Consider the following 24,362-nt stretch of genomic DNA (forward strand, 5'->3'; position numbering starts at 1 on the left):
CGGGCGTTGATTGACGTGAACGTCAACTGTAGCAAGCACCCAACCCACCCGCCCGGCGAGGAGCATCCATGCTGAACCAGCTGAGTTTCCAGCGCCGCATCCTGCTGCTGCTGGGCACCGCCATTGCAGGCGTCATCCTGCTCGTGGCCATCAACAGCGTCCAGGCCTACAACGACATCATGGCCGGCCGCCGCGAGGTGCTGCAGACGGCCGTGCAATCCGTGGCCAACCAGGTGCTGGCGCTGCAGCAGCAGGCCGCCAGCGGCAAGCTGCAGGAGGACGCCGCCCAGGCCACGGCACGGGAGGCCATCCGCATGGCGCGCTTCGGCGGCACCGACGGCCGCAGCGAGTACTTCTATGCCTGGTCGCTGGACGGCGTCAGCGTCGTGCACCCTGTCAAGCCCGAGTGGGCCGGCCAGAACATGCTCGACAAGATCGTCGACGGCAACGGCCGCAAGACGATCCGGGACATGGTCGCCGGCGTGAAGGCGTCGAGCAACGGGCGGGCCTTCGTCGACACCCACTTCCCGCGGCCCGGCGGCACCGAGCCGGTGGCCAAGCTGCAGTACGTCGTGCAGATCCCCGGCTGGAACTGGGTCGTCGGCTCGGGGCTCTACCTCGACGACGTGAAGGCGCTGGTCTGGCGCGCCGCGCTGCAGCAGGTCGGCATCGGCGCGGTCGTGCTGGCCATCACCGTCGCGCTGGGCCTGGCCATCGCGCGCAGCGTGCTCGGCCAGCTGGGCGGCGAACCCCGCGTGGCCATCGCGGCGATGCAGGACGTCGCACGCGGCGACCTCAGCCCGCGGTTGTCCTCGGCACGCAGCGACAGCCTGATGGGCCAGATGCAGGCCATGGTCGAGGCGCTGCGCACGACCATCGGCCAGGTGCGTGACGCCGTCGAATCGATCACCACCGCGGCCGGCGAGATCGCGCAGGGCAACCACGACCTGTCCGGCCGCACCGAGCAGGCCGCCTCCAGCCTGCAGCAGACAGCCAGTTCGATGGAGGAGATGAGTGGGGCCGTCGGCCAGAGCGCCGATACCGCCCGGCAGGCCAACCAGCTCGCTGCGTCGGCCGCCGAAGCCGCACAGCGCGGTGGCCAGGTGGTGGCGCAGGTGACGCAGAGCATGCAGGGCATCACCGACAGCTCGCGCCGCATCGGCGACATCATCGGCGTCATCGACGGCATCGCGTTCCAGACCAACATCCTGGCGCTGAACGCTGCCGTGGAGGCCGCGCGGGCCGGCGAGCAGGGCCGTGGCTTCGCCGTCGTCGCCGGGGAAGTGCGCTCGCTCGCCCAGCGCAGCGCCGAGGCCGCCAAGGAGATCAAGTCGCTCATCGGCACCTCGGTCGGCAATGTCGAGCAGGGCGCCGTGCTGGTCGCGCAGACCGGTCAGGCCATGCACGACATCGTCGGCAGCGTCAGCCGCGTGTCGGACCTGATCGGCGAGATCGCCGCCGCCGCCAGCGAGCAGCGCGACGGCATCCAGCAGGTCAACCAGGCCGTCACGCAGCTCGACCAGATGACGCAGCAGAACGCCGCGCTGGTGGAGGAATCCGCCGCCGCGGCGCAGTCGATGCGCGAGCAGGCGCACAAGCTGGCCGAGGCGGTGTCCGCCTTCCGGCTGAACTAGGGGCCTGTTGACGCAATCGCCGCCGGCTGCGGCAGCAGGCGGCGCACCAGGGGGTGGGTGATCTTCTTGTCGGTGCCCACCGCGTAGAACTGCTCGGCCAGGCCCTCGGCCACGCCGACATTGACGAGGCCGTAGCGGCCGGTCAGCGCGTCGTCCACCGCGGTCGCTGCGGGGAACACGCCCAGGCCCTCGGCACCGAACGTCGCCAGCAGCGCGCTGTCCTCGAACTCGCCGGTCACGCGCACGCGCAGCCCCCGCTGCGTCAGCCATTGGTCCAGCTGCGGCCGCAATGCGGCGTGCGAGGTCGGCAGCAGCAGCGGCACATCGGCCAGCGAGCGGGGAAATTCGCGCGCCGCCGCGGCGGCCCAGCGTGGGTGCGCATACCAGGCCACGGGCGAGCTGCCCAGCGAGTGGCTGTAGACGCGCAGGTTGGGGTTGGGCGGCGCCGGGCGGTCGGCCAGCACGACGTCGAGGCGGTGCAGGGCCAGGTCGCCCAGCAGGTCGTCGAACTCGTCCTCGTGGCACAGCAGGCGCAGCTGCGGCGTGTCGAGGATGGGTGCCAGCAGGCGCTGCGCCACCAGTTTGGGCAAGCCGTCCGAGATGCCGACGGCGAGCCGCACGGTGGGCACGTCCACGGCCTCGCGCACCCGCTCGGGCAGCGTCTCGCCCAGCGAGAAGATCTGGTCGGCCACATCCAGCGCCGTGCGCCCGGCCTCGGTCAGCGCGACGCCGCGGCCGGCCGGCTTCAGCAGTGAAGCGCCCAGGGCCTGCTCCAGCTCCCGGACCTGGGTCGACACGGTCTGCACCGACAGGCCCAGCTTCTCCGCCGCGCGGGTCAGGCCGCCCTCCTTGGCGACGGCCCAGAAGTAGTAGAGGTGGCGGTAGCTGTAGTTCAGGCTCATTGCCGGGTTCCCCCAATTTATACGGAAGTATTCGTTCTTGATTTTCCGCTTTTTTATGCAGTGACGATGGCCTAGTCTGGCCGGCCTTATCGCCCCTCCCCGGAGAGCTGCCATGCAAAACCAACCTCGCACCCTCGCGATCGCCACGCCCTACGGCGGCGCGGTCGACCGCGGCACCGCCCACCGCGTGTTGCGCAACACCTATGCGCTGCTGTCGATGACGCTGTTGTTCAGCGCCGCCGTCGCGGCCGCCGCCGTGGCCTTCAACCTGCCGGCGCCGGGCCTGATCCTGACGCTGGTCGTCTACTTCGGCCTGCTGTTCGGCATCCACAAGCTGAAGAACAGCGGCATGGCCGTCGGCCTCGTGTTCGCGCTGACCGGCTTCATGGGCTGGACGCTGGGTCCGCTGCTGACCCGCACGCTGTCGCTGCCCGCGGGCGGCCAGGCCGTCATGCTGGCGCTGGGCGCCACCGGCGCGGTGTTCCTGGCGCTGTCGGCCTATGCGACGACCACCAAGCGCGACCTGTCGTGGATGGGCGGCTTCCTGTTCGCCGGCATGATCGTCGCCGTGCTGGCCGGCCTGGCCGCGGTGTTCTTGCAGATCCCCGCGCTGGCGCTGACGGTCTCGGCCGTCGTCGCGCTGCTGTCGGCCGGCCTGATCCTGTTCGAGACCCAGCAGATCGTGAACGGTGGTGAAACGAACTACGTGCTGGCCACGGTCAGCCTGTTCGTGTCGATCTTCAACCTGTTCACCAGCCTGCTGCACCTGTTCGGCTTTGCCGGCTCGGACGAGTGACCCTCAGGGCTGCTTCCTGAGCAGCCCGCGATAAAGGCCGATGCCGATGCCGGCGAAGGCCAGGCCGCCCAGCCACTGGGCGGTCGTCGCGAAGCCCTCGCCGACGACCGCCAACGGCGTGTTCTGGCCCGAGAACACGACGATGGCCGCCAGCAGCACGCCCAACAGGCTCTCGCCGACGATGAGGCCCGAGGCCATCAGCACGCCGAGCTGGCGGGCGGCTTCGGGGTCGCGCTGGAGCGCGGCGCGGCGCTCGTAGGCCCAACCGGCCACGGCGCCGACGACGATCATCAGCGTGCTGCTCGGCGGCAGGTAGATGCCCAGGCCCACCGCCAGGGGCGCCAGGTGCGCCCGGCCTGACGTCGCATGCTTCAGCATGCCGTCCAAGACGATGCAGGCCCCCCCCACGGCCACGCCGATGCCGATCAGGTTCCAGTCCAGGTCGCCCTGGATGACGCCCTTGGCCAGCGCCGAAATCAGCGCGGCCTGCGGGGCGCCCAGCGCGGTCTTCGGGTCCACGCCGGGCGCGCCGGCAAAACCGTAGGCCTTGTTCAGCAGGTCGAGCACCGGCGGGATCACCAGCGCGCCGGCGACCACGCCGATGACGAGGGCCACCTGCTGGCGCCAGGGCGTGGCGTCGACCAACTGGCCGGTCTTCAAGTCCTGCAGGTTGTCGTTGGAGATGGTCGCCACGGCGAACACCACCGCCGTGACGAACAGCGCGAACGCGACCAGTGCCTGCCCTGTGGCGGCCGGCAGCAGCGGCTTCACACCAAGCGCCAGCAGCAGCGAAGCACCGATGACGACCAGGATGCCGACGCCCGACAGCGGGCTGTTGGACGAGCCGATCAGGCCGGCCATGTAGCCGCACACCGCAGCGACGAAGAAGCTCATCAGGAACACATACACCAGCCCGCCGACGACGAGCAGGCCCAGCTGGTCGCCCAGCCCAGCCGAGCTGGCGAAGCGCGACAGCATGACGCCGATGGGCAGCATGCAGGCCAGCGTGACCAGGCCGACGGTGCCGATGGGGATGTCGCGCTCGTTGCGCGGCAGCGTGTCGGCGCGGCCGGCGCGGCGCACGCGGGCGGTCATCGCGGCGCCATGCAGGCCGGCGATGACCGGCCCGGCCAGCTTGACCAGCGTCCAGATCGCGGCGACCGCGATGCAGCCCGCGCCGACGAAGCGCACCTGCCGGCTCCAGGCCGCCAGCGCGACCGCCTCGGCCGCGCCGTCTGTGGCCTGCGTCAGGACCGGCACGAAGCCCAGCCAGGCGATGGCCGCGCCGGCCAGGATGGCGACGCCCACCCACAGGCCGACCAGATGGCCCACGGCCAGCAGCGCGAAGCTGAAGCTCAGGTCATAGCCCGTGGCCCCGCTGCGCTGGCCGGGCAGCCGGAAGTACTGCGCCAGGTTGGCCGCGAACAGCTGCATCGCCACGGCGATGCTGAACCCGGCCGACACGACGGCGCCGGTGACGATGGCCGCCAGCCCTTGCCGGCTGCCTTCGCCGCCACCGGTGGCGTGGCCGACCTTGAGCACCTCCGCACACGCCACCCCCTCTGGATACGGCAGCGGCGAGTTCGTCACGAGCGCCCGGCGCAGCGGGATGGAGTACATGACGCCCAGCACGCCGCCCAACGCGCACAGCGTGGCCGACATCCAGTACGGGAAGCCCGTCCACCAGCCGATCATGACCAGCCCGGGCAGCACGAAGATGATGGACGACAGCGTGCCCGCGGACGACGCGATGGTCTGCACGATGTTGGTCTCGCCGATGGAGCTGCCCGCCGCGCGGCGCAGCAGGGCCATCGCGATGACGGCGGCCGGGATGGAGGTCGCGAACGTCAGTCCGGCCTTCAGGCCGAAGTAGACGTTGGCCGCCGTGAAGACCAATGTGATCAGGATGCCCAGCACGATGCCGCGCAGGGTCAGCTCGGTGCCCAGCTGGGGCGCGGTGGCAGGCGATGAGGAGCTCATGCTTCGAGACGGCAACGCCGGGTGGACGGAGCGCCGATCATCGTGGCAGCCCGCACGGCCCGCCGGTCCCGGATAACCCTAGCGGCGCGCTCAATTGACGTTAACGTCAATTGGCGACCTAGAATCCGCGCCGAGCAAGGAGACAGCCATGACCGATCTCTCTAGCGACTACAAAGCGCTGGCCGAGTACCGCCCGACCCACAAGGTCCGTTTCGTCACCGCCGCCAGCCTGTTCGACGGGCATGACGCCGCCATCAACATCATGCGGCGCATCCTGCAGGGCATGGGTGCGGAGGTCATCCACCTCGGGCACAACCGCTCGGTGGATGAAGTCGTCACCGCGGCGCTGCAGGAGGATGCGCAAGGCATCGCCATCAGCAGCTACCAGGGCGGGCACGTCGAGTACTTCAAGTACATGGTGCAGCTGCTGAAAGAGCGCGGCGGCGAGCGCATCCAGGTGTTCGGCGGCGGCGGCGGCGTCATCGTGCCGGCCGAGATCAGTGAGCTTGCCCGAATCGGCGTGCGCATCTTCAGCCCCGAGGACGGCCAGCGCATGGGCCTGCAAGGCATGATCGGCGAGATGGTCATGAAGGCCGACCAGGACTTCAGCGTGCATGCGCCCAAGGATCTGTCCGCCATCACCGGGCACTCCGAAGCGGCCTGGCGTTCCCTCGCCCAGTTGCTGACGGCGCTGGAGAACGGCAAGGCCGACGGTTCAATCGTCGACGCGCTGCGTTCACGGGCCAAAGACATCAAGACGCCGGTCCTCGGCATCACCGGCACCGGCGGCGCCGGCAAGTCCAGCCTCACCGACGAGCTGATCCGCCGGCTGCGCCTCGACCAGGGCGACGCGCTGCGCGTGGCGCTGGTCTCCATCGACCCGTCGCGGCGCAAGAGCGGCGGCGCGCTGCTGGGCGACCGCATCCGCATGAACGCGATCGGCCCGTGGTCGCAAGGCCAGCGCGTGTTCATGCGCAGCCTCGCCACACGCGACTTCGGCTCCGAGATCTCCCCTGCACTGCCCGACGTCATCGCCGCCGCCAAGGTCGCCGGCTTCGACCTCGTCATCGTCGAGACCTCCGGCATCGGCCAGGGCGACGCCGCCATCGTGCCGCTGGTGGACGTGCCCATGTACGTGATGACGCCCGAGTTCGGCGCCGCCAGCCAGCTCGAGAAGATCGACATGCTGGACTTCGCCGAGTTCGTCGCCATCAACAAGTTCGACCGCAAGGGCTCGCTGGACGCGCTGCGCGACGTGGCCAAGCAGGTGCAGCGCAACCGCGAGGCCTTCACCGTGATGCCGGACCAGATGCCGGTGTTCGGCACGATGGCCAGCCGCTTCAACGACGACGGCGTGACGGCGCTCTACCAGGCGCTGAAGGCCCGCCTCGCCGACCTGGGCCTGCCGCTGACCGACGGCCGCCTGCCCCCGGTGCACACGCGCCACAGCACGCACCAGACGCCCATCGTGCCGGCGGGCCGCGTACGCTACCTCGCCGACATCAGCGAGACGGTGCGTGGTTACAAGGCACGCGCGCGCCGGCAGGCGGCGCTGGCCCGAGAGATCCAGCAGCTGGATGCCAGCCACGCGATGCTCGAAGCGGCCAGCCAGGACGACGCCGGCGGCGCATTGGCCGGCCTCGCCGAGCAGCGCCGCGCCAAACTGGACGGCGACGCACGCCAGTTGCTGCAGCAGTGGCCCGACATGGTCAAGGCCTATGCCGGCGATGAGTACGTCGTGAAGATCCGCGACAAGGAGATCCGCACCGCGCTGGTCACGCAGAGCCTGTCCGGCACCAAGATCCGCAAGGTGGTGCTGCCCGGCTACGAATGCCATGGCGAGCTGCTGAAGTGGCTGATGCTGGAGAACGTGCCCGGCAGCTTCCCTTACGCGGCCGGCGTGTTCGCGTTCAAGCGCGAGGGCGAAGACCCCACCCGCATGTTCGCGGGCGAAGGCGACGCCTTCCGCACCAACCGCCGCTTCAAGCTGGTCAGCGAAGGCATGCCCGCCAAGCGCCTGTCCACGGCCTTCGACTCGGTGACGCTGTACGGCGCCGACCCCGCGCCGCGGCCGGACATCTACGGCAAGGTCGGCAACTCCGGCGTGTCCATCGCGACGCTGGACGACATGAAGGTGCTGTACGACGGCTTCGACCTGTGCAATCCGAGCACATCGGTGTCGATGACGATCAACGGTCCGGCGCCGAGCATCCTCGCGATGTTCATGAATACGGCCATCGACCAGAACCTCGCCAGGTTCCGCGCCGACAACGGCCGCGAACCCACGGCCGACGAGGCCGCCAAGATCAAGGACTGGGTGCTGGCCAATGTGCGCGGCACCGTGCAGGCCGACATCCTGAAGGAAGACCAGGGCCAGAACACCTGCATCTTCTCGACGGAGTTCAGCCTCAAGGTCATGGGTGACATCGCCGAGTTCTTCGTGCACCACAACGTGCGCAACTTCTACTCGGTGTCGATCTCGGGTTATCACATCGCTGAGGCCGGCGCGAACCCGATCAGCCAGCTGGCGCTGACGCTGTCCAACGGCTTCACGTTCGTGGAGGCCTACCTCGCGCGCGGCATGCACATCGACGACTTCGCGCCCAACCTGAGCTTCTTCTTCAGCAACGGCATGGACCCGGAGTACACCGTCCTCGGTCGCGTTGCACGCCGCATCTGGGCCATCTCGATGCGAGACCGCTACGGCGCCAACGAGCGCTCGCAGAAGCTGAAGTACCACGTGCAAACCTCGGGCCGCAGCCTGCACGCGCAGGAGATCGCGTTCAACGACATCCGCACCACGCTGCAGGCGCTGATCGCGATCTACGACAACTGCAACTCGCTGCACACCAACGCGTTCGACGAGGCGATCACGACGCCGACGGAGGACAGCGTGCGCCGCGCGATGGCCATCCAGCTCATCATCAACCGCGAGTGGGGCCTGGCCAAGAACGAGAACCCGTCGCAGGGCGCCTTCATCATCGACGAGCTGACCGAGCTGGTGGAAGAGGCGGTGCTGACCGAGTTCGAGCGCATCAGCGAACGCGGCGGCGTGCTCGGCGCGATGGAAACCGGCTACCAGCGCGGCCGCATCCAGGAGGAGTCGATGCACTACGAGATGCTCAAGCACACCGGCGAGTACCCCATCATCGGCGTCAACACCTTCCGCAACCCCAAGGGCGAGCCGGTGCCGGAGCACATCGAGCTGGCGCGCTCGACGGACGAGGAGAAGCAGTCGCAGCTGCAGCGGCTGGCCGACTTCCACGCCCGCCACGCGGCCGAAGCGCCGGCCATGCTGGCCCGCCTGCAACAGGCCGTCATCGAGAACCGTAATGTCTTCGACGTGCTGATGGACGCTGTGCGGGTGTGCTCGCTGGGTCAAATTACCGGCGCGCTGTTTGAAGTGGGCGGGCAGTACCGGCGCAGCATGTGAACAGCCTGCGCACCGGCCGCCGCCCGGGAAAAGTCAACGCGACTGGATCGCCTGCATCGCCGCCTTCACGCGCTGCAGCATGGGCGAGGCCGGCGCCGCCTTGGCATCGAACGGGTGCAGCCGCTGGCCGCCGACCGCCGCCATGATCTTGCGCACGTACAGCCGCGTCTCGGCATAGGGCGGCACGCCGAGGTAGCGGTCCACCGCGCGCTCGCCGGCGTTGTAGGCGGCCAGCGCCAGCATCACATCGCCCTCGAAATAGGCCAGCAGCCAGCGCAGGTAGGCCATGCCGGCGCGGATGTTCTGCGAGGGGTCGGTCAGGCGCGTGACGCGAAAGCGCGCGGCCGTGTCGGGCATCAGCTGCATCAGCCCCTGCGCCTTCTTGGGCGACTCCGCCAGTGGGTCGAAGTTGGACTCCTGCGCCATCACGGCCAGCACCAGCGCCGGCGCGAGCTGGTACTCGGGCGCCAGCAGCTTGACGTAGTTGACGATGGCCGGCGGCGCGCGCTCGGGCAGCGGCAGCGTGGCCCACAGCGAGGTGGCCGACGGCAACCCCTTGGCGCCACGCGCCGGCGGCTGTGCCACGGCCACCGGCGGGTCGGTCTCCGGCGGGCGCAGGCAGGGCGGCGGGTCGCCCAGCGGCGTGCCGCCCATCGAGTCGAGCATGTTCTGCGCCTGCTGCATGCCCTGCTCGGCGGCGGCGGCGAACATGTGGGCCGCCTCGGCATCGTTGCGCTGGATGCCGCGGGCGTTCGTCAGCATCCAGCCCAGGCTGTACTGCGCCTCGGCATCGCCGTAGCGGGCAGCGCGGCAATACAGCTTGGCGGCCGCCACCTCGTCGCGCTTGACGCCGTCGCCATACTCCAGCGCCTTGGCCTCCTGTCGCCAACGCTCCACTTGAGCGGGCACCACCGGCCCGCGCTCGCCCGGCGGCATCGTCGGGCGGGGCAGCTGTTCCAGCGTCAGCGAGGGCGTCTGGGCCAGGGCGGTCAGGGGCGCGAGCAGCAGCGCCAGCAACAGGGTTCTCACGGGCAGAAGACGACGGCGGCGAAAGCGGGCTGCGAGTCTAGGGCCTGTTCACGCTGCGGCAACGGACCGTCAGAATGGCGGCCCCCGCTGACGCCTGTGATGGACGAAGAGCTCTCATGACCACCGACAAGGACTCCCCTTCCGAACGCATCACCGCCAAGATCGCCGCCCTCGGCGACTGGCGCGCCGACACGCTGGCCAGGCTGCGCCAGCTCATCCTGGCCGCGGACGACGCCGTCGTCGAAGCCTGGAAATGGGACGGCCCGGTGTGGGAGTGCGACGGCATCCTGTGCACCGGTGAGACCTACAAGGCCAAGGTCAAGCTGACCTTCCCGCACGGTGCCGCCCTGCCCGACCCCAAGGGCCTGTTCAACTCCAGCCTCGAAGGCAAGGTGCGCCGTGCCATCGACTTCGGTGCGGCTGACGAAGTGGACGCGGCCGCCTTCAAGGCGCTGATCCGCGCGGCGATCCAGCACAACCGGGCGAAGTGACCCGGACGCCGCTTCAGCCTTGCGCCGGCTGGCTGCGGCTGGCGCGCCAGCACTGGATCAGCTGCTCCGCGAGCCCCGGCAGCTCGCCCCGCCCCACCCGCTTGGCGAAGCCGAAACGCTCGCCGGCATAGATGCGGTCGTAGGCCAGGCGCGAGACATGCGCGGGCCAGCCCTGGCCGGCCATCAGCGCCGAAAAGCGCTCCAGCAGGTGCAGCTCCGCCTGCACCGGCCGTTCCTGGCTGGGGACGCGTTCGTCCACGACCAGCCGCGCCGCGCCTTCATGGCAACGGATGCGACGCGGGCCGAAGCTGGGCAGCGGGATTGGGCGGCGATGGCGGGTCATGGCCGCAAAGATAGGACCGCAGGCCGCCCGGCCAGCGTTCAGAAACAGCGCTTGCGCCGTTCGCGTGCGGGCCGGATTCACGCAACGGCCGACGGCGTGTTTTTGTTCACGCGTGGATCAGGCTTCCGGCTCGTGGCACACGGCCTCGATGTTGTGCCCGTCCGGGCCGATGACGAACGCGGCGTAGTAGTGGGCGTGATAGTGCGGGCGCAGCCCCGGCGCGCCGTGGTCCCGCCCGCCCGCCTCGAGTGCCGCGCGATGGAAGGCGTCGACCTGGGCGCGCGTGGCCGCCGTGAATGCGAGATGCAGGTGCGCCGGCTTCTCCTGGGTCTCGAACAGGCACAGCGACTCCTTGCCGTGCGGCTGAGCCAGCTCCGCACCATAGGCCGGCGGCCCCTCGGAGACGAGGGTGACGCCGAGCGGCGCCAGCGCTTCGAGGAAGAACGCCTTGCTCGCGGCGTAATCGCTGGCGCCGAATTTGACGTGGTCGAACATGCATGTCTCCAGCCATGGGAACCTGCGCCGCCCGCACGCCCGGCGGCGCGATGATGGCGGCATGGACGACCACGATACCCCTCGCCCCGGCTGGCTGGGCCCCTGGCTGAAAGGCTTCCCGGCGTTGCAGCCGCCGCTGCCGCTGGCCGATGTCGCCCAGCGCGGCTGGACGCTGACCGGCAACGAGCTGCCCACGCCGCTGGCTGTGATCCGCCAGCAGGCGCTGGCCCACAACATCGCCTGGATGCAGGCCTTCGCCACGGCGCGCGGCGTGCAGCTGGCGCCGCATGGCAAGACGACGATGAGCCCGCAGCTGTTCCGCCGCCAGCTTGACGCCGGCGCCTGGGGCCTGACGTTCGCGAACGTGCACCAGCTGCGCCTGGGCCTGGCCGCGGGGGCGCGGCGGGCGCTGATCGCCAACCAGCTGCTCGGCGCGGCCGAGTTGGCCGAACTGCTCGCCCTGCGCCGCCGCCACCCGGGCGTGGAGCTGGCGTTCTTCGTCGATTCGCAGGCGCAGCTGGACCTGCTGGCCGCGCACTGGGCGCAGCTCGGCGTTGGCGAGGCCCGGGTCGACGTGCTGATCGAACTCGGCACCTCGCGCTGCGGGCTGCGCGAGCACGGCCCGGCGCTGGCGCTGGCGCGCGCGCTCCAGGCCCACCCGGCGCTGCGGCTGCGCGGCATCGGCTTCTACGAGGGCTTGCAGGTCGTCGGCGAGACCGGCCCGGACCGCGCGCTGATGCAGCAATGGCGCTCGCGCGTGGAGGCGCTGCTGGCCGCCATCGAGGCCGAAGGCCTGATCGACGCCGAGGCGCTGCCGCTGTGGCTGAGCGGCGGCGGCTCTGCGCTGTTCGACCTCGTCGCGCCCGTGCTGGCCGGGCGACCGGGGCGCCTGGGCCTGCTGCGCTCGGGCTGCTACATCTGCCACGACCATGAGCACTACGGCCGCTACATGCAGGCCATGGATGAGCGCATGGGCACGCCGCCCGCGGCGCCCAGCCTGGTGCCGGCGCTGGAGGTCTGGACGCAGGTGCTGTCCTGCCCCGAGCCCGGCTTGGCGCTGCTCAACGCCGGCCGGCGCGACGTGTCCTTCGACCAGGGTTGGCCGCTGCCCATCTGGCATCTGCGCGGCGGCGCGCGGCGGGCGGCGCCCGCGGCATGGCGCGTGACCGGCCTGAACGACCAGCATGCCTACCTGCGCTGGGACCCGCTCGCCACCGACGGCCCGGCCGTCGGCGAGCGCGTCGCGCTCGGCCCCTCCCACCCCTGCACCACCTTCGACAAATGGGCCTGGATGGCCGTCGTCGACGAGGGCGACCGCGTCGTGGACGCGATCACGACACAGTTCCAATGAAGCGCCGCGACCTGCTGTTGCTCTTCTCCGCCACGCCTCTGATGCCCGCACTCGCCGCCGCTCCCTCCCCCGATCCAGCCCGCTTCCTGCATGTCGGCACCTACGCACCGCTGGGCCAGGGCCTCTACAGCTTCGCGATCGGCGCGGACGGCGCGCTCAAGCCGCTGGGCACCACGCCCAATGCCCACAGCCCGAGCTGGCTGGCCACCGATGGCCAGCGCGTCTACGCGGCCGAGGAAGGCGGCGACCACGTTGCCGTCTACACGCAGGACGAGGCCGGCCGCCTGAAGCCGCTGCAGCGCGAACCCAGCGGGGGCCGCGGCCCCGTGCACCTGGCGCTGGCGGCGGGCCGGCTGTGGGTGGCGCACTATGGCGACGCCCGCTTCGCCGCGCTGCCCCTGCAGGCGGATGGCCGAGTCGGCCGTGCCGAGAGCTGGCCGTCCTGCCTGGGCGCCGACTGCCGCGCCGGCCCGCCACAGGCCGCCAAGGCGCCGCCCGGCAGCCAAGCCAGTGGCGGGCATGACGCGCCGCACGCCCACATGATCCAGGCCAGCCCCGACGGCCGCTGGCTGGTCGGCACCGACCTCGGCCGCGACCGCCTGCTGGCCTGGCCACTCACCGCCGCCACGCCCGATGCGCCGGCCCGCGAGCTGGCGCTGAGCCCGGGCTCCGGCCCGCGCCACTTCGTCTTCCACCCGACGCAAGTCGACCTCGTCTACGTGCTGCAGGAGCAGCCCTCGACGCTGTCGACGGTTCAGTTGGGCGCCGGGGGGCCGCGGCTGCTCGACGAGATCTCGGCCCTGCCCGCCGGCTTTGCCGGCACCAGCTACGCCGCCGGCCTGCTGGTCGCCCCCGGCGGCCGCCATCTCTACGCGCTGAACCGGCTGCACGACAGCATCGGCGTCATCGCGCTGGACGACCCGCTCCAGCCACGGCTGCTGGACCACCACTGGGTGCACGGCAGCTACCCGCGCAGCGCGTGCATCGCCGGATCGCAGATGTTCGTCTGCAACCAGCGCAGCGACCAGCTCAGCCACTTCGACCTCGGCCGCCCCGAGGCACCGCGCTTCACCGGCCGGCAGACGCCCGTGCCCAGCCCGGCCGGCGCTTGCTGGCTGTGATCCGGGGCAGTGCTGCTCATCAAGCGTGAGGATGCAGCGCACAGCCTCCCGCCCTACCGTCCGCCCATCGCAGCCATTGCGCCCAGGGAGAACGGCACGTGAACTTTCGCAGCTTGTTGATGACGGCAGCACTGGTGCTTGCGGGCACCACCCAGGCAGGCACGGTCAGCCTGGTGCCGTCTGCCACGCACCTCAACGTCGGCCAGAGCCTGTCCGTCGATCTCATGTTCGACCACCTTGGCGCACCGGATGCCTTGGGCGCCTTCGACCTCGACGTGACCTTCAACGCCGCCGTGCTGTCGATCACCGGCGTTGCCTTCGGGGCCGCGCTCGGCGTCGACGGCATCGACCAGTTCAGCAGCACGCTTGTGAGCACAGGACGCCTCGACATCGCCGCCGTTTCGCTGCTCGCCGAGGCCGACCTGCTTGCCGCCCAGACCGGTCCCTTCACGCTAGCCACCCTGAGCTTTGACGCGCTGCAGGCCGGCCTCGCCGACCTTCACTTCGACCTCACGACACCGCCGGGGCTGCTGTTCAGCGATGCCTTCGGCAACGTATTGGCCGCCACGACGGGCGCCGAGCCCGACGTCACCGTCACGGCGGCCGGCAACCGCGTGCCTGAGCCGGGTTCACTGGCCCTGGCGACGCTGGCCCTGGGCTTGCTGGGCGCGAGACGCCGCCGTAGCGCGGACTGAGACGCGATGTCGCCGCGCGTGCTCATGGCGGCCCCGGCCGCGGTCTTCGCTGCCGTGGTCATCGCCGCTCGCCTGTCGGGCAACGACAAATCGCCGTTCCTCGTGCTGCTGGTGCTGGGGCTGCTCGCGTTGCTACTGCTCGTGCTGCTGGGCGTGGCATGGCTTGGCGGCCCGGACGCGAGCAAGCCTTGGCCATTGATCGCCGGCACCGCGTTGCCGCTGGCCTATGCGGGCCTGGTCGTCCTGCTGGCCCGCGCGCAATTGATCGATCCGCTGAACTGGCTGGGATTGCGCTGATCCAGCGCCCAGCCCACCGTCCGCAAGGACAGGCTCTGCAAGGAAACCACGCTATGAAGCGCATCTCCCGGTACGCCTTCGCCCTGCTTGCGCTGTGCACAGCAGGCGCCATGCATCAGGCTGCGGCCTTCAAGCCGACTGCTGAGTTCGGCCACGTCGGCATCGTGCGGGACGCGCTCGCCCGCATCTCGGTTCGATCCAGCGATGGGCTGAGCACGCTGCGCTTCTCGGAGCGCGCCATCCTCCAGGTTCGCGATGCCACGGCTGGCGTGGACGAAATCGTCTCCGACCGCGGCGAGCTGACCGTGCCGACAGCGCACTGCGACGACGAACTGCTGCCCGAATGTTCGCAGCGCATCATCGACATCAAGAACACCGTGATCAGCCTGCTGACGGCACCGACGCCCGACGGAGACGCCGCGCGTCGCCAGGTTGGGCGCGCACTGCACACGCTGCAGGACTTCTTCGCGCACAGTAACTGGATCAACATCTCGTCGGGCGACCCGGGGCTGGGCACGACCGTCCTGTCGCGCCTCGGACCGACGCAGGACACCTGCGAGCGCGGCTTCTCCACGCTCGGTTCCGGCACCCTCGCGGGCTTGGGTCTCAGCAGCACGACGACGGGCTACTTCAGCCTCGTGCTCGCGCCACCCGAGGGCAAATGCAATCACGGCCTCGGCCTCGACCCAGGCATTCACAAGGACGAGCCCAGCCGCACCGGCCACGGGGCCGCGCGCGCCGCCGCCGTCAATGCCACCGAGGGCCTGATCCGGCAGATCCTCGGCGCGCCGGGCATCGCGGGCAATGACCGCGCGATCCGCGCCTTCCTCGACGTGCGCGGCGCAGTCGGCTTCGTCGTCGACACCACCGGCAGCATGGGCGGCGTGATCGCCGGCGTGAAGACATCGATCGGCCGCATCGTCAATGCCGTGGCCAGTGGCGCCAATCCTCCGGACCGGTACATCCTGGTCGGCTTCAACGACCCGAGTGTGAGCGGCGCCACCGTCACGGCCGATGCCGGCGCGCTGCTGAGCGCCGCGAACGGCCTGTTCGCCTCAGGCGGTGGCGACTGCCCCGAACTCGCCATGACCGGCGCGCTGCGCGCGGTGAATGCCGCGCCCGACGCCTCGCAGCTCTACCTGTTCACCGACGCCAGCGCGAAAGACGCCGGGCTCGCCGGCAACGTCATCACGCAAGCGCGTGCCAAGCAGATCTCCATCAGCTTCCTGACCTTCGGTTCCTGCTCGCCTATCGATCCTGCGTACTACGCCATCGCGGCGGAGACCGGCGGCCAGTTGTACGAACTCTCGCGCACAACCGCTGAGACCGAGAAGATCTTCGGCCTGGTGAACCCCTATGTCATAGGCACCCCCAAGCCGGTGTTCATCGGCCGCGGCGCCATCGGCGGCACCCGCAACATCGATCTGCCCATTGATCCCGCCGCAGTCAGCCTGCAGGTGTCGGCCGCAGTCAACGCAGGCTCTTCTGCCCGCCTGTTCGACCCGAGCGGCCGCGAGATCGCCGGGGGCCAACCCGGCGTGACCGTCACCCCCGTAACCGGCGGCACGCTGTTCGCCGTGTCGGCGCCGGCAGCGGGGACGTGGCGCGTGACACTCACCGGCACCGGCAGCTTCGACCTCTCGGTCACCGCCGACAGCCCGATCGAGCTGAACCGTTTTCAGTTCGTCGAATCCCGCGGGCGGGACGGCCATACAGGCCTGTTCGCCATCAAGTCACAGCCGCTGGCCGGTGCCGTGCAGCAGTCGCGCGCCACGGTGCTTGGCGTCGTCGCCGGTGCGAGCTTCCGCCTGGTTTCCGAGGCTGGCATTCCCATCATGGATCTGCCCGCGACGAACGGCGGCGAACTGGCCCCTGACGAATGGTCGTCGGCCTTCCAGCTGCCGGGCGAGCGCTTCCGCGTTCAGGTGTCCGGCACGGACGGCGGCGGCAAACCCTACCTGCGCACCTATCCGCAGTTGTTCCTCGGCCGCACCGTGAAGGTGGAGGCGCTGGGCGGTGGCTTTGGCAACTTTGCGCCCGGGCTGAACACCGTGGTGCGTTTTCTCGTCACCAACCTGGGCGCCACGGACAGCTTCGCCGTGACGGCGGTCGACGAACGCGGCTTCATCCGCGCGGCAGCACCGGCCACCGCGACCTTGGCACCCAACCAGTCGCGCACGATCGACGTGCCGGTCGTCATTCCGGCCAATGCGGTGCTGGGCACGACGAACAACATATCCCTCAGCGTCCAGGGCGCGTCGACGGCCAACGGGTCGGTGTTCACGCAGATCGTCCGCGCCACCAGCATTGCAGGGGACCTGGACAACGACGGCGACGTCGACCGCGACGACATCGCCGTCATCTTCGCGGCACGCAACCAGGCGGCATCCGGTCCGGCCGATCCGCGCGATGTCGACGGCGACGGCCGCATCACGGTGTTGGATGCACGCAAGGCCACGCTGCTGTGCACACGCCCCGCCTGCAAGCGCGAATGAGCCTCTTCGGCCACCACAGGCTGTAGATCGCGCAACGAGAAATGGCATGGCCTCGCGGCCATGCGCTTGAGACGGCGGCTGATCAGCTGCGGCGGCGGCGCACCACGAGCACGCCGGCCAGCGCCAGGCCGGCGAGGGCGAGCGACGCCGGCTCCGGCACCGTCGCCATCGCCGCAGCTTCTCGGTTGAACACGAAGTTGTCGTAGGCCTGGTTGCCACTGCCGGCGAACTGCACGCGGCTCAGGTTGGTCCAGGCCGAGGACAGTGCCAAGGTCTGGATCGAGTCGGTGAAGGTCAGCACCTCGGTGATGGTGCTGTTGTCGGCATAGAAGCCCGTCAGCGTCACGCTCGTGGCGCCGGTGCGGCCGTAGTGCCCGTAGTCGAACTGCGACAGCGCGAAGAGCTGGTCGCCCGCGCGGCTGATCCGCATCACGCCGGAGCTGTCGTGCATCAACCAGTCGCTGCCGTTGTTGAAGGCATAGGCGCCGGGCGCGTAGGCGCTGTCGATGACATGGCCATGGTCCAGCAGGAAGCGGAAGCTCTGGTTCGTGAAGCCGCTGTTGTCGTAGTAGGTGACGTTGGACGCGTTGGCGATGTTCTCGAAGCCCACGGTGACGGGCGCGGCGCAGGCCTGGGCGGCGGCGAGGGCCAGAACGCTGGCCAGGACGGTTGTTTTCATCGGGTCTCTTCCTCACTGCAGGCATTGCAGCGGCGCGACTCTAATGAGCCGCCTCCACGCAACGCCCCCCGCGAGTCGAGGGGCCGGGCGGTGCTTTGTCACGCCTGCGAGCCAGGGGCGGCAAGACCGTGCAATCTGCACGGTCGGCCGCCCGCGTCAGGCCACCGCCGGCGCCTTGCGCCACCGCTTCGGCGTCATCTTGCGGATGCCGTCGTCCACCAGCGTGAACAGCACCGGAATGACCAGCAGGCTCAGGAAGGTCGACGTGATCAGCCCGCCGATGACGACGATGGCCATGGGTGCGCGGAAGCTCGGGTCGGTGCCGAAGCCCAAAGCGATCGGCAGCATGCCGGCGCCCATCGCGAGGGTCGTCATGACGATGGGCCGGGCGCGCTTGTGGCAGGCGTCGACGAGGGCCTCCAGCCGCGTCATGCCGTGCTCCCGCTCGGCCATGATGGCGTACTCCACCAGCAGGATGGAGTTCTTCGTCGCGATGCCCATCAACATGATCATGCCGATCATGGCCGGCATGGACAGGTCGGTGCCGGTGACGAACAGCGCCAGGATGGCGCCGGGGATGGACAGCACCAGCGCACCGAGGATGGTGACCGGCTGCACCCACGCGTGGAACAGCAGCACCAGCACGACGTAGATGCAGGCCACGCCCGTGCCCATCGCGAGCAGGAAGCTCTGGCTCAGCTCCGCGAACGCCTCGGCGTCGCCGATCTCGGTCTTGATGACGCCGGGCGGCAAGTTGGCGATGGTCGGCAGCGCCGCCACGCGCGCCTGCACGTCGCCCAGCGCCTGGCCGTTCAGCTCGATCTCGAAGTTGACGTTGCGGGCGCGGTTGTAGCGGTCGATCTGCGCGGGGCCAGTGCCCAGCGTGATGTCGGCGACCTGCTCCAGCGGCACCGGCCCCTTGCTGCCCGGCACGCTGAGCTGGCGCAGCAGGTCGAGGTCGGTGCGCGCGCCTTCCGGCAGCTTGACGACGATGGGCACCTGGCGCTGGGCCAGGTTGAGCTTGGGCAGAAACTGGTCGTAGTCGCCGGCCGTGGCGATGCGCAGCGTCTCGGCAATGGCCGCGGTGCTGACGCCCAGGTCGGCAGCGCGCGCGGTGTCGGGCCGCACGATGAGCTCGGGCCGCTGCAGCGCCGAGCTGCTGGTGACCTGGCCGATGCCCGAGAGGCCGCGCAGCTCGCGCTCCACCTTGGCCGCATGCGCCTGCAGCGCGTCGCCGTCCTCGCCGGCCAGCACCAGCACGTACTTCTCGGCCGAGCCGCCGAAGCCGACCGTGAAGCGCGCGCCGGGGATGGCCTCGACGGCCGCCCGCAGTTCGCGCTCCAGGTCCTGCTTGCTGGTGCCCTTGCGTTCGCCGCGCGGTGTCAGGTTGAGCGTCAGCGTGGCCTTGCGCGCCTCGGCGGCGCCGCCCATCGCGAACGGGTCGGAGCCGGCCGCGCCGCCGCCGATGGCCGTGTAGACCATCTTGACGTGCGGGTTCCTGGCCACCGCGTCGCGCGCGGCGACGGCCACCTTCAGCGTGTCCTCGTAGGTGCTGCCGGGCTCGAGCTGGATGTAGACCTGCGTCTGGCTGAGGTCGTCCGGCGGGATGAAGGCGCCGGCGATCTTGCCCGCGAACAGCGGCGTGCAGCTGGCCACGGCGAACACGGTCGTCAGCGCCAGCGTCTTGCCGCGGTGCAGCAGGCACCAGCGCACCAGGCGCAGGTAGCGCGCCATCCAGAACGGCTCGCCGGGGTCGTGGTCGGGCTTCTTCAGGATGTAGGCGGCCATCATGGGCGTCAGCAGTCGCGCGACGACGAGGCTGAAGAACACGGCGATGGCCGCGGTCCAGCCGAACTGCACGAAGAACTTGCCCGGCACGCCGGCCATGAAGGCGGTGGGCAGGAACACGGCGATCAGCGTGAAGGTCGTCGCGATGACGGCCAGGCCGATCTCGTCGGCCGCCTCGCGCGCGGCGTCGATGGGGCTCTTGCCGCCGGTCAGGTGGCGCATGATGTTCTCGATCTCGACGATGGCGTCGTCCACCAGGATGCCGATCACGAGGGACAGCGACAGCAGCGTCACGACGTTGAGCGTGAAGCCCATCCAGTGCATGACGGCAAACGTCGGGATGGCCGACAGCGGCAGCGCGACGGCGCTGACGAAGGTGGCGCGCCAGTCGCGCAGGAACCACCACACCACCAGCACCGCCAGCAGCGCGCCTTCCAGCAGCAGCGACATGCTGCCCTCGAAGTTCTCCACCACCGGGTCGACGAAGTTGAAGGCCTCGGTGACGGTGATGTCGGGGTGGGCCGCCTTCAGCTCCTCGACGGCGGCGCGCACGCCTTCGGCGACATCCAGCTCGCCCGCGCCGCGGGTGCGCGTGATCTCGAAGCCGACGACCGGCTGGCCGTTCAGCAGCGCGCCCGAGCGGCGCTCGGCCGTCGTGTCGCTGATGGTGGCGAGCTGGTCCAGCCGCACGCGGCGGTTCTCGGCCAGCGTGATCTCCAGCGCGGCCAGCTCCTGCGCGTTGCCCACCGTGGCGATGGTGCGCACGCTCTGCTCGGCGCCGCCCAGGTTGGCGCGGCCACCGGGCGCTTCCTGCTGCACCTGGCGCAGCTGGCGCGACACGTCGGCCGCGCTGGCCTGCAGGGCCAGCAGGCGCGCCGGGTCCAGCTCCACGCGCACCTCGCGCGTGACGCCGCCCACGCGCGCCACCGAGCCCACGCCGCGCACGGCCAGCATGCGCTTGGTGACCTGGTTGTCGATGAACCAGGACAGTGCCTCGTCATCCATGCCCTTGGAGGCGACGACGTAGGTCAGGATGGGCGAGCCGCTGAGGTTCATCTTCGTGATGACCGGGTCGCGCAGGTCGGCCGGCAGGTCGGCCCGCACGCCCTGCACGGCGCTGCGCACGTCGTCCAGCGCCTCCTGCGTGGGCTTTTCCAGGCGGAACTCGGCGGTGATGGTGGCCGTGCCGTCCTGCACCTTGGTGTAGAGGTTCTTCAGCCCCTGCACGGTGGCGATGGCGTTCTCGACCTTGCGCGCCACCTCGGTCTCCATCTGCGCCGGCGCGGTGCCGGGCAGGCTGGTGGTGACGAGGATGGTGGGCAGCTCGATGTCGGGGAACTGCTGGACCTTCATGGCCTTGAAGCCCAGCAGGCCGGCCGCCGTCAGCATGACGAACAGCAGCAGCGCGGGGATGGGCTGGCGGATGGCCCAGGCGGAGAAATTGAACATGGAGACCTCTCGCCTTACTTCGCCACGCCGCTGGCCGCACCGGCCGGGGCGGCGACCACGCGCACGGTGTCGCCGTCGGCCAGGAAGCCGACGCCCTGCGTGACGACCGGCTCGCCGGCCTTCAGCCCCGCCTTGACCTCGACGCGGTCGCCCTGGCGGCGGCCAGTCTCGACCTTGGCCTGGCGCACCTTGCTGCCCTCGACGCGGAACACGTAGGCGAAGCCGTCGCGCAGCAGCAGCGCGGACTGCGGCAGCGTCAACACCGGCGCCTCGCCCAGCACGAACTCGCCGCGCGCGAACATGCCGGCGCGCGCCGTGCCGTGTGCGGGCACGTCGACCAGCACGCGGCCCATGCGGTTGGCCGGGTCGACCGTGGGCGCCACCAGCCGCACGCGGCCGTCCAGCGCCTGGCCGCCGGCCGGCGTGATGCGCACCTTCTGGCCGACGGCCAGCCGGCCCAGGTCGGCGCCGGGCACCTCGGCGCGCCATTCCAGGCGGCCGTCGCGGATCAGCTTGAACAGCGTCTGGCCGGGTTGCGGCAGGGCGCCTTCGACGGCCTCCTTGGTCGCCACGACCCCGTCCACGGGCGCCACGACGCGGGTGTGCGACAGGCGCAGCTCGTCCGCCTTCACGCGCGCCTGCAGCGCGGCGACGCGGGCCCGCGCCGCGGCATCGGCGGCCTGCGCCTGCTCGACCTGCTGGGCGCTGACGGCATCGCTGCCGGCCAGGCTCTTCAGCCGCGCGGCGGTGGCCGCGGCGTCCTGTGCGCTGGCCTGGGCCTCGAGCAGGCTGGCCTTGCTGGCGGCCAGCTCGGCGCTCAGGCTGGCGGCGGCGAGCTGGGCCAGCAGTTGGCCTTTCTTCACGCGCTGGCCGATGTCCACCGGCACCTGCTCGATGCGCTGGCCGCTGGCCTCGGTGCCCACCTGCACCTCGCGCCAGGCGGCCAGGCTGCCGTTGGCGGCCAGCGTCTGCGGCCAGCTTTCGCTGCGCGCCTGCACGGCGGCCACGCTGAGCGCCGGCTTGGGCGCGCCGGCCTTGGCGGTGTCGTCGGCGGCGTCGGCCGGTTGCAGGGCCAGCAGGGCCGCGGCGGCCAGGGTCAGCAGCAGCGTGCCGCTGGCGAGGGTCGGGAGGGACGGCTTGTTGAGCTTCATGGTCGTCGTGAGGTCAGGTGTTCTTGTTCTCGGTCCAGCCGCCGCCGAGGGCGCGGACCAGTTGCAGGTAGGCGGCCGCCTGCTCGCGCGCGGCGTCCAGCGCGTCGCTGCGGGCGGTCAGCGCGTTGCGTTCGTCGCGGGCCAGCGCGTAGCCGCTCAGCAGGCCGGCACGCGCCTGGGCGCCGCTGGCCTCGGCAATGCGCTGCCAGTGGCCCAGCGTCGCCTCGGCCTCGCGGCGGCGCGCCTGCGCCGCATGCCAGCGCAGCAAGGCCTGCTCGACCTCGGCGACGGCGCCGCGCCATTGCGCCTCCAGGCCCGCACGCGCCTCGGCCTCCTGCGCGCGGGCCGATGCCGTCGCCGCCGCGCGGCCACCGGTGTCGAAGAGGGGGATGGTCAGCGTGGGCGCGAGGTTCCAGATGGTGCCGCTGACCGTGCCGGCGCCCAGCTCCCAGCGGCCGCGGCCGACCAGCGCGGAGAAGCTCAGCTGCGGCGCGTGCTCCGCGATGGCCGTGCCCTGGGCCTCCAGCGACGCGGCCTGCCACTGGCGCAGCGCGGCGGCCAGGTCCGCGCGGCGCTCCAGCAGCGTGGCCGGCAGCACGCCGACCGCCAGCGCGGCCGGCGCGGGCAGCGGCTGGCTGCCGAGCTGCGGCGCCAGCGTGGCGGCGTCGTCGGCCACCAGCAGCGCCAGCGTCTGCAACCAGGCACCGCGCTGCTCCACCCAGGCCTGGGTAGCGGTGCGGGCGGCGGCGGCAAGGGTCTGGCTCAGCGCGGCCTGCGAGGCGCTCAGCGTGCCGGCGCGGGCGGCCTGGGCGTCGGCGCGGGCCAGGCGCTCGGCCAGGGCTTCGTCCGCGCGGGCCAGCGCGAGCTGGGCGTCGGCATGGCGCCAGGCCAACAGCGCCTGGCCCACCTCGACGGCCAGGTTCTGGCGCGCGTGGTCCAGCGTCAGCGCGGCGGCCTCGGCACGGGCCCCGGCGGCGTCGCGGCTGGCCCGGGCCGCGCCGAAGAGGTCAAGCTCCCAGCTGGCCTGCACCGTCCAGTTGGCCGCACTGCTCGGGCTGAGCGGGGGCGCCGTCTGGCCGCGGCTGGCGGCGACCTGGCCCTGCGTCTGCGGGCCGAGTGCGGCCTGCGCGGCCTGGCGCTGCGCCTGCGCCAGCGCGAGCCGGGCGCGCGCCTGCGCCAGCGTGGGGCTTTGCGCCCAGGCCTTGTCGATGAGGCCGGGCAGCGCCGGGTCGCCCAGGCCTTGCCACCAGGCGGGCGCGAGTTCGGCGCCGCCGGCCTGCGGCGTGAGCCAGGCGGCGGGCAGGCGCGGCGGCGCCGCGGGTTCCGGCGCCCTGGGGGTGGTGCAGGCGGCCAGCAAGGCGGCCAGCGCCAGCGGCAGGAGTCGTGTCGAGGAAGGTTTCATCGCAGGGTTCATCAATCAGTCGTCAGGCCGCGGCGGCGGCGCTCGTGCTCGACGAGCACCAGGCCCCAGTCGATCAGGCGCTCGCCCACCTGCTCCAGCGCGCCGGGCGCGTCCAGCCAGCCTGGCGTCATCAGGTCCATCAGCGGGCGGCTCAGGCAGTAGTCGTGCGCCATCGCCTGCAGGCCGTAGAGCAGCTGGGTGACCGCGTCGTCGGGCTTGGCCAGGCCGATGTGCCGTGCCAGCACGGCCGCCATGGCGTCGTGCACCGGCACGAACAGCTCCCGGAACACCTGCGCGAACACCGGGCTGGGCCGCTGCATCTCGTTCAGGAAGAGCTGCATGACGGCGCGCTCGTCGGGGTCGTCCTCGGCGACCATGAAGGGCAGCAGCACGCGCCGAAGCATCTCGCGCAGCGGCAGCGCCGGGTCGTCGAAACCGGCCAGTTCCGCCTTCATCGCCTCCAGCGGGCCGGCCACGACGGCGCGGTACAGGCCGTCCTTGTCGCCGAAGTGGTAGTGGATGGCGCCGGCATTGAGGCCGGCAGCGGCACAGATTTCGCGCGTGGTGGTCTGCGCCACGCCCTGCTCGGCGAACAGCCGGGTGGCGGCGCTGAGCAGCAGCGCGCCGGCGTCGACGGCGTCCTGCTTGGCGCGCCGCCCGGCGCGCGGGGCGGCCGGCGCGGGGCGTTCGGCGGGCGCGGCGCGGGGCGAACGGGTGCTGGGCTTGGATGTCGACATGGGCGCGCACTGTAGCAAGCAATCAAGCGCTTGTTTGATTTCGTTTCTTTGCGTTTTGTATCGCTGGCCTCGGCGCCCGCACCGGGGTTGCACC

The 24,362-nt window shown here is 70.9% G+C and carries 19 protein-coding genes; 9 read left to right on the forward strand and 10 right to left on the reverse strand.

What is annotated here, in order from left to right; all coding sequences use genetic code 11:
* Positions 1 to 68 precede the first annotated feature (68 nt).
* Entirely contained in the window at positions 69 to 1,634 is a 1,566-nt protein-coding gene (locus tag ASD35_RS11995; protein WP_157275514.1) for a methyl-accepting chemotaxis protein, read from the forward strand.
* Here ASD35_RS11995 and ASD35_RS12000 read toward each other — a convergent pair.
* Entirely contained in the window at positions 1,631 to 2,536 is a 906-nt protein-coding gene (locus ASD35_RS12000) for a LysR family transcriptional regulator (RefSeq protein ID WP_056875171.1), read from the reverse strand. The two genes, ASD35_RS11995 and ASD35_RS12000, sit on opposite strands and share 4 nt — an antisense overlap.
* A 112-nt stretch (positions 2,537 to 2,648) precedes the next feature.
* Between ASD35_RS12000 and ASD35_RS12005 the strand changes: the two genes are divergently transcribed.
* A complete protein-coding gene (locus ASD35_RS12005; RefSeq protein WP_056875172.1) occupies positions 2,649 to 3,332 on the forward strand; it encodes a Bax inhibitor-1/YccA family protein in 684 nt (227 codons plus the stop codon).
* A gap of 3 nt (positions 3,333 to 3,335) precedes the next feature.
* Here the strand turns inward: ASD35_RS12005 and ASD35_RS12010 are convergent, their stop codons facing one another.
* Positions 3,336 to 5,312, reverse strand: a complete 1,977-nt coding sequence (locus ASD35_RS12010) for an OPT family oligopeptide transporter (protein ID WP_056875173.1) — start codon at positions 5,310 to 5,312, stop codon at positions 3,336 to 3,338.
* Between the two features lie 148 nt (positions 5,313 to 5,460).
* On the opposite strand from ASD35_RS12010, the gene icmF reads away from it, so the two are divergent.
* Entirely contained in the window at positions 5,461 to 8,745 is a 3,285-nt protein-coding gene (icmF, locus tag ASD35_RS12015) for a fused isobutyryl-CoA mutase/GTPase IcmF (protein WP_056875174.1), read from the forward strand.
* 33 nt (positions 8,746 to 8,778) lie between these two features.
* On the opposite strand, the gene ASD35_RS12020 is transcribed toward icmF, so the two are convergent.
* Positions 8,779 to 9,774: a transglycosylase SLT domain-containing protein gene (locus tag ASD35_RS12020; protein WP_235538327.1), complete on the reverse strand. Its 996-nt coding sequence runs from the start codon at positions 9,772 to 9,774 to the stop codon at positions 8,779 to 8,781.
* 116 nt (positions 9,775 to 9,890) lie between these two features.
* Between ASD35_RS12020 and ASD35_RS12025 the strand changes: the two genes are divergently transcribed.
* Positions 9,891 to 10,265: a DUF1801 domain-containing protein gene (locus tag ASD35_RS12025; protein WP_056875176.1), complete on the forward strand. Its 375-nt coding sequence runs from the start codon at positions 9,891 to 9,893 to the stop codon at positions 10,263 to 10,265.
* 13 nt (positions 10,266 to 10,278) lie between these two features.
* Here the strand turns inward: ASD35_RS12025 and ASD35_RS12030 are convergent, their stop codons facing one another.
* Together ASD35_RS12030 and ASD35_RS12035 are read right to left on the reverse strand one after the other, a co-directional pair.
* Positions 10,279 to 10,608 carry a hypothetical protein gene (locus tag ASD35_RS12030; protein WP_056875177.1) on the reverse strand — a complete coding sequence of 110 codons (330 nt, stop codon included), beginning with the start codon at positions 10,606 to 10,608 and terminating at the stop codon, positions 10,279 to 10,281.
* Positions 10,609 to 10,725: 117 nt separating this feature from the next.
* Positions 10,726 to 11,103, reverse strand: a complete 378-nt coding sequence (locus ASD35_RS12035) for a VOC family protein (protein ID WP_056875178.1) — start codon at positions 11,101 to 11,103, stop codon at positions 10,726 to 10,728.
* Positions 11,104 to 11,164: 61 nt separating this feature from the next.
* On the opposite strand from ASD35_RS12035, the gene ASD35_RS12040 reads away from it, so the two are divergent.
* The 5 genes from ASD35_RS12040 (at position 11,165) to ASD35_RS12060 (ending at position 17,062) form a co-directional block, all read left to right on the forward strand.
* Positions 11,165 to 12,454 carry an alanine racemase gene (locus tag ASD35_RS12040; protein WP_056875428.1) on the forward strand — a complete coding sequence of 430 codons (1,290 nt, stop codon included), beginning with the start codon at positions 11,165 to 11,167 and terminating at the stop codon, positions 12,452 to 12,454.
* Entirely contained in the window at positions 12,451 to 13,575 is a 1,125-nt protein-coding gene (locus ASD35_RS12045; protein WP_056875179.1) for a beta-propeller fold lactonase family protein, read from the forward strand. Before ASD35_RS12040 ends, ASD35_RS12045 begins: the two co-directional genes overlap by 4 nt.
* 119 nt (positions 13,576 to 13,694) lie before the next feature.
* The gene (locus ASD35_RS12050; protein ID WP_056875180.1) at positions 13,695 to 14,270 is read left to right on the forward strand and encodes a cohesin domain-containing protein; all 576 of its coding nucleotides are present in this window, start codon (positions 13,695 to 13,697) and stop codon (positions 14,268 to 14,270) included.
* Positions 14,271 to 14,276: 6 nt separating this feature from the next.
* Positions 14,277 to 14,567, forward strand: a complete 291-nt coding sequence (locus ASD35_RS27580; RefSeq protein ID WP_056875181.1) for a hypothetical protein — start codon at positions 14,277 to 14,279, stop codon at positions 14,565 to 14,567.
* A complete protein-coding gene (locus ASD35_RS12060) occupies positions 14,459 to 17,062 on the forward strand; it encodes a VWA domain-containing protein (RefSeq protein WP_162254450.1) in 2,604 nt (867 codons plus the stop codon). Before ASD35_RS27580 ends, ASD35_RS12060 begins: the two co-directional genes overlap by 109 nt.
* An 82-nt stretch (positions 17,063 to 17,144) precedes the next feature.
* Here ASD35_RS12060 and ASD35_RS12065 read toward each other — a convergent pair whose 3' ends face one another.
* The 5 genes from ASD35_RS12065 to ASD35_RS12085 all read right to left on the reverse strand — a co-directional run bounded on the left by ASD35_RS12065 (position 17,145) and on the right by ASD35_RS12085 (position 24,268).
* Complete coding sequence (locus tag ASD35_RS12065; RefSeq protein ID WP_056875183.1) at positions 17,145 to 17,741, reverse strand: PEP-CTERM sorting domain-containing protein; 597 nt, start codon at positions 17,739 to 17,741, stop codon at positions 17,145 to 17,147.
* Positions 17,742 to 17,897: 156 nt separating this feature from the next.
* Positions 17,898 to 20,978 carry an efflux RND transporter permease subunit gene (locus ASD35_RS12070; protein ID WP_056875184.1) on the reverse strand — a complete coding sequence of 1,027 codons (3,081 nt, stop codon included), beginning with the start codon at positions 20,976 to 20,978 and terminating at the stop codon, positions 17,898 to 17,900.
* A 14-nt stretch (positions 20,979 to 20,992) separates the two neighbouring features.
* Positions 20,993 to 22,129, reverse strand: a complete 1,137-nt coding sequence (locus ASD35_RS12075) for an efflux RND transporter periplasmic adaptor subunit (RefSeq protein WP_056875185.1) — start codon at positions 22,127 to 22,129, stop codon at positions 20,993 to 20,995.
* 13 nt (positions 22,130 to 22,142) lie between these two features.
* A complete protein-coding gene (locus ASD35_RS12080) occupies positions 22,143 to 23,531 on the reverse strand; it encodes a TolC family protein (RefSeq protein ID WP_162254451.1) in 1,389 nt (462 codons plus the stop codon).
* Between the two features lie 11 nt (positions 23,532 to 23,542).
* Entirely contained in the window at positions 23,543 to 24,268 is a 726-nt protein-coding gene (locus ASD35_RS12085; RefSeq protein ID WP_056875187.1) for a TetR/AcrR family transcriptional regulator, read from the reverse strand.
* Positions 24,269 to 24,362 lie beyond the last annotated feature (94 nt).

This window comes from Pelomonas sp. Root1444, assembly GCF_001426885.1.
GTDB lineage: Bacteria > Pseudomonadota > Gammaproteobacteria > Burkholderiales > Burkholderiaceae_C > Pelomonas.